We start from the raw sequence: 4,954 nt of genomic DNA on the forward strand, positions 1-4,954 counted from the left end.
TCGATCCAGCAACAGGTGTTGCGATTGTTGACCGATCTGCAACGCAAGTACAACCTGGGCTATGTGTTCATCAGCCATGACCTGGAGGTGATCGGCGCGATGGCGCACCGGGTTGCGGTGATGCAGAACGGGGCGATCGTCGAGGCCGGCGATATCTCGAATATTTTCGAAAGTCCCGCTCATCCTTACACCCGAAAACTGCTGAAAGCCGCATTTGCACGGTGAGCGCTGGCGGAACTTGAGGGTGGAGTTCGGTGATATTCGCCAATGAAGTGCACATCGCGATTGATTTTTTCTATTTGTTTTGACACACAAATACTTACTGGCTAGTATCGTCCAAACTTTTCTACTAACCCTCTGATTTACGGGCAATTTCTACCGACCCATGCAGCACCGATATCTGACCCAGGCTTGCACGCGCGTCGTCGCCGGGATGTTCATCGGCGTACTGATGGCCGCAGCTCCCGGCGCGTTCGCCGACGAAGTAAGCAGCTTTAGCCAGAATGCCTCATATTCGCCGAGCAACACGGCGAATGCGCAGTCCCTTCCCGCTATTCAGAACGCTCTCCAAAACGCGAACCAGGTAAGCCCCGCGGCGGCTCCGGCCGAAGGCGGCGCCAAGGCGTTCCTTTCCGGCATGGCCGGCAAGGCCGGGGATGTCGTTGTCGGCGCACTCAACATGATCGGCGTGCGTTACCGCTGGGGCGGCAACACGCCGGATTCCGGCCTCGACTGCAGCGGCTTCGTGCGCTACGTGTTCCAGGACACGCTCGGCATGTCGCTGCCGCGCCGTGCCGAGGAAATGAGCCGCGTGGGCGAGAAGGTCAGCATGAGCAACCTGAAGCCGGGCGACCTCGTGTTCTTCAACACGATGCGCCGCACGTTCTCGCACGTCGGCATCTATATCGGCGACAACAAGTTCGTGCATTCGCCGTCCACCGGCAGCACGATCCGCGTCGACGACCTCGACGACGGCTACTGGGAAAAGCGCTTCACGGGCGCTCGGCGCGTCGAGACTTCGTTCACGCCGGACCAGCAGCAGAGCCTCAAGCGCGTGAGCGCGCAGTTCGACGGCAACAGCGGCAACTAATCGCGGCTTCGGTACGAAGTTGGGGTGCCGACAAAAAGCCTGCTTCTTTCGAAGCGGGCTTTTTGCGTTTGAGCGCACGCTGACGGGTGCGCCGCAGGATCGCGTTTAAGCCGCCGCACGCGCGGCAGCCAGCTTGCGCTCGAGCTCCGGCATGATGCGCGCCGCGGCTTCCTCGCCCGCGAGGATCGCGGCGTTGCGCTGCGTGAAGTCGCTGCCCGACATCGCGTTGAGACTGGGGCGGATCACGACGTCGGCGTACTTGTCCAGCTCGAAGGTCTTGATCGTCTGGCCCATGATTGTGAAGGTCTGCATCAGCACGTCGAACTGGTTCTGCGTCGAGGCCGTTTCCGGGCGCGCAGAGATGTCGACGGCGATCACGAAGTCGGCGCCCATCCTGCGTGCAAACGAGGCCGGCACGGGGCTCACGAGGCCGCCGTCCACGTACTCATGCCCCGCGATCTTCACCGGCTCGAAAATCGATGGCAGGCTGCACGACGCGCGCACGGCGATGCCCGTGTTGCCGCGCTGGAATAGAATGGGCTGGCCCGTGCGCAGGTCGGTGGCGACGACGCCGAGTGGCTTGGCCATCTTCTCGATCGGGCGGTCGCGCAGCGTCGTGTTCAGGTAGTTCTGCAGCGCGACGCCCTGCAGCAGGCCGCGTGTGCGAAACGGCATGGCCCAGTCGCTGATCGAGGCTTCGTCCATCGTCAGCGCGAGCTTGTTGATCGCGAATCCGTTCATGCCCGAGGCGTACAGCGCTGCGACGACCGAGCCCGCGCTCGTGCCCGCAACGATGTCGACCTGCACGTTGCGCGCCTCGAGCGCCTTGATCACGCCGATATGCGCGAAGCCGCGCGCCGCGCCGCCGCCGAGCGCGAGCCCCACGCGGATCGGGCGCGGCGGCTTGCCGACGGGCGGTGGCGGCGTAGTGGTGGCGGGCGTCGTGACGTTCGCGGTCTGCGTGCCCGCGGTCGTGCACGCGGCGAGGACGGTGGAGGCGGCCGCAAGCGAAAAGTGGCGGCGGCTCAGAGAGGGCGATGACTGCTTCAAGAAGGTTCTCCATGTGGCACGCGCTTGGCGTCGCTTTGGCGTATGTGCGACGAACTGCGCGATACCCCGGTCTGCTCGCGCGGGCGGCCAAGTTGCTGTGTTTCGCGCGCGCGACGCCGCGTCCTGGTGACGGCGCGCCGACATCATAAGGCAAAGCGCATCGGGTTTAGCGGATGTGCATGTAACGCGATGTGTCGGTGTATGACGGCGCGCATGTCGCCATGCAATCGGGCTCGAGAGAGCGCAGGGATCGCCGCCCCACGGCGGCCGCGGCGGCTATCGTCGGATCCCGAGCCGGGCCGAAGCGGTGTGCGGCGGGTATAATCCGGTCTCGAATTTTCCCGGATTTCCGTTCGCGCGCGCGAGGCTGCGCGTCCCGGTGTTCCCGCGCTTGCCGCGCGAGCCGTATGCGCCGCGAACCTTAGCCGTCCGCCGCCGCCGTTGCTGCCGTCATCGCCAGCGACGTGCGCCGGAGGGCAGCGTCTTCGAGTAATCGCCCATGACCACGACCCCCGTCCGTACCCGCTTCGCGCCGAGCCCGACCGGCTTCATCCACCTCGGCAACATCCGCTCCGCGCTCTATCCCTGGGCGTTCGCGCGCCACAACAAGGGCGTCTTCGTGCTGCGGATCGAGGACACCGACGTCGAGCGTTCGACCACCGAATCGGTCGATGCGATCCTCGAAGGCATGGAGTGGCTCGGTCTGAATTTCGACGAAGGCCCGTTCTACCAGATGCAGCGCATGGACCGTTATCGCGAAGTGCTCAAAGAGATGCAGGAGAAGGGCCTCGTCTACCCGTGCTACATGTCGACCGAAGAGCTCGATGCGCTGCGCGAGCGCCAGCGCGCCGCCGGCGAGAAGCCCCGCTACGACGGCACGTGGCGCCCCGAGCCGGGCAAGGTGCTCCCCACGCCGCCCGAAGGCGTGCAGCCGGTGCTGCGCTTTCGCAACCCCCTCTCGGGCGTCGTGGCCTGGGACGACGCCGTGAAGGGCCGCGTGGAGATCTCGAATGAAGAGCTCGATGACCTCGTGATCGCGCGCCCGGACGGCACGCCGACCTACAACTTCTGCGTAGTCGTGGACGACCTCGACATGAAGATCACGCACGTGATTCGCGGCGACGACCACGTGAACAACACGCCGCGCCAGATCAACATTCTGCGTGCGCTCGGCGCCGAGCCGCCCGTGTACGCTCACTTGCCGACGGTGCTCAACGAGCAGGGCGAGAAGATGAGCAAGCGCCACGGGGCAATGAGCGTGATGGGCTATCGCGACGCCGGCTATCTGCCGGAGGCGGTGCTCAACTACCTCGCGCGCCTCGGCTGGTCGCACGGCGATGCGGAAGTGTTCTCGCGCGAGCAGTTCGTCGAGTGGTTCGATCTCGATCATCTCGGCAAGTCGCCCGCGCAGTACGATCACAACAAGCTCAACTGGCTCAACAACCACTACCTGAAGGAAGTGGACAACGCCCGGCTCGCCGAGCTTTCGAAGCCGTTCTTCGCGGCGCTGGGTGTCGACGAGGCCGCACTCACGAAGGGGCCGTCGCTCGAAGGCGTGGTCGCGCTCTTCAAGGATCGGGCGAACACGATCAAGGAGATCGCCGAGAGCGCGATGATGTTCTACCGTGAGCCACAGCCGGAGGCCGAGGCGCTTGCGCAGCACGTGACGGACGCGGTGCGTCCGGCGCTCGCCGAGCTGGCCGCCACGCTCAAGACCGCCGAATGGACGAAGGAGGGCGTCTCGGCTGCGCTCAAGGCGACGCTCGCCGCGCACAAGCTCAAGATGCCGCAGCTCGCGATGCCGGCCCGCCTGCTCGTGGCGGGTACGACGCATACGCCGTCGGTCGACGCCGTGCTCGTGCTGTTCGGCCGCGATGCGGTGGTGAGCCGCCTCGAGAAGGGTAGTTCGGGCGCCAGGTAAAAATCTTGCAGAATTTTTCGCCCGGGCACTAGCGCCCGGGCGAGAGTTCTTGTAGTATTCGGGCTCCGTTGAATACGGGGCGCGAGAAAGCAGCAAATCTCACGCAAAGAGCCGGAGAATCGGGCAACGAAGTTTCAACGAAACCTCGAAGCGCTACAAAAAACGATTCAAAAGCTCTTGACGAAAGCGAAATTGATGTTTAAAATCTCGCTTCTGTTCTGCAAGGGGGTATAGCTCAGCTGGGAGAGCGCTTGCATGGCATGCAAGAGGTCAGCGGTTCGATCCCGCTTACCTCCACCAACAGAGCAGCAGGAAAGCAGTGCAGTGTAGCAAAGGCATTATCTGCAAAGATCATGTCCCCTTCGTCTAGAGGCCTAGGACATCACCCTTTCACGGTGAGTACAGGGGTTCGAATCCCCTAGGGGACGCCAGACATGAGCGTCGTCGATGTGATCGGCGAAGCGCCTGATGGGAATCAACCGACGCCCATCTGGTCATGTCGAACTGGAGCGGTAGTTCAGTCGGTTAGAATACCGGCCTGTCACGCCGGGGGTCGCGGGTTCGAGTCCCGTCCGCTCCGCCAGATCGAGCCCGTTCAGCAATTGTGAGCGGGCTTTTTAGTTAAAGTGACGATTACAGGCGAAAGCCCGTGTTGTCCCCTTCGTCTAGAGGCCTAGGACATCACCCTTTCACGGTGAGTACAGGGGTTCGAATCCCCTAGGGGACGCCAAATCAAAATGCGGCGCCAAGGTAGTAGTGAGGCGACGCCGCCAGCGGGAATCGACCGACGCCCGCCGGTGAGATGTGAGCAATGAGCAGCAAGCTGGAGCGGTAGTTCAGTCGGTTAGAATACCGGCCTGTCACGCCGGGGGTCGCGGGTTCGAGTCCCGTCC

At 63.5% G+C, this 4,954-nt stretch carries 3 protein-coding genes, 4 tRNA genes and 1 pseudogene; 7 read left to right on the forward strand and 1 reads right to left on the reverse strand.

The window, feature by feature from the left end:
• Both VMJ11_RS25515 and VMJ11_RS25520 read left to right on the forward strand, forming a co-directional pair.
• Nucleotides 1-225: pseudogene (locus VMJ11_RS25515) on the forward strand (microcin ABC transporter ATP-binding protein); the annotation flags it as partial.
• A 160-nt stretch (nucleotides 226-385) separates the two neighbouring features.
• A complete protein-coding gene (locus tag VMJ11_RS25520) occupies nucleotides 386-1,090 on the forward strand; it encodes a C40 family peptidase (protein WP_325622980.1) in 705 nt (234 codons plus the stop codon).
• 105 nt (nucleotides 1,091-1,195) lie between these two features.
• Here the strand turns inward: VMJ11_RS25520 and VMJ11_RS25525 are convergent, their stop codons facing one another.
• Complete coding sequence (locus VMJ11_RS25525) at nucleotides 1,196-2,140, reverse strand: patatin-like phospholipase family protein (protein ID WP_325622982.1); 945 nt, start codon at nucleotides 2,138-2,140, stop codon at nucleotides 1,196-1,198.
• A 499-nt stretch (nucleotides 2,141-2,639) separates the two neighbouring features.
• Between VMJ11_RS25525 and gltX the strand changes: the two genes are divergently transcribed.
• The 5 genes from gltX (at nucleotide 2,640) to VMJ11_RS25550 (ending at nucleotide 4,791) form a co-directional block, all read left to right on the forward strand.
• Nucleotides 2,640-4,061 carry a glutamate--tRNA ligase gene (gltX, locus tag VMJ11_RS25530; protein WP_325622984.1) on the forward strand — a complete coding sequence of 474 codons (1,422 nt, stop codon included), beginning with the start codon at nucleotides 2,640-2,642 and terminating at the stop codon, nucleotides 4,059-4,061.
• 224 nt (nucleotides 4,062-4,285) lie between these two features.
• Nucleotides 4,286-4,361, forward strand: a tRNA-Ala gene (locus VMJ11_RS25535).
• Nucleotides 4,362-4,416: 55 nt separating this feature from the next.
• Nucleotides 4,417-4,492, forward strand: a tRNA-Glu gene (locus VMJ11_RS25540).
• A 75-nt stretch (nucleotides 4,493-4,567) separates the two neighbouring features.
• A tRNA-Asp gene (locus VMJ11_RS25545) sits at nucleotides 4,568-4,644 on the forward strand.
• 71 nt (nucleotides 4,645-4,715) lie between these two features.
• Nucleotides 4,716-4,791: transfer RNA gene (locus tag VMJ11_RS25550), tRNA-Glu, on the forward strand.
• The last annotated feature ends 163 nt before the right edge of the window (nucleotides 4,792-4,954 follow it).

It is taken from the genome of Paraburkholderia sp., from assembly GCF_035501035.1.
In the GTDB taxonomy this organism is placed as follows: Bacteria; Pseudomonadota; Gammaproteobacteria; order Burkholderiales; family Burkholderiaceae; genus Paraburkholderia.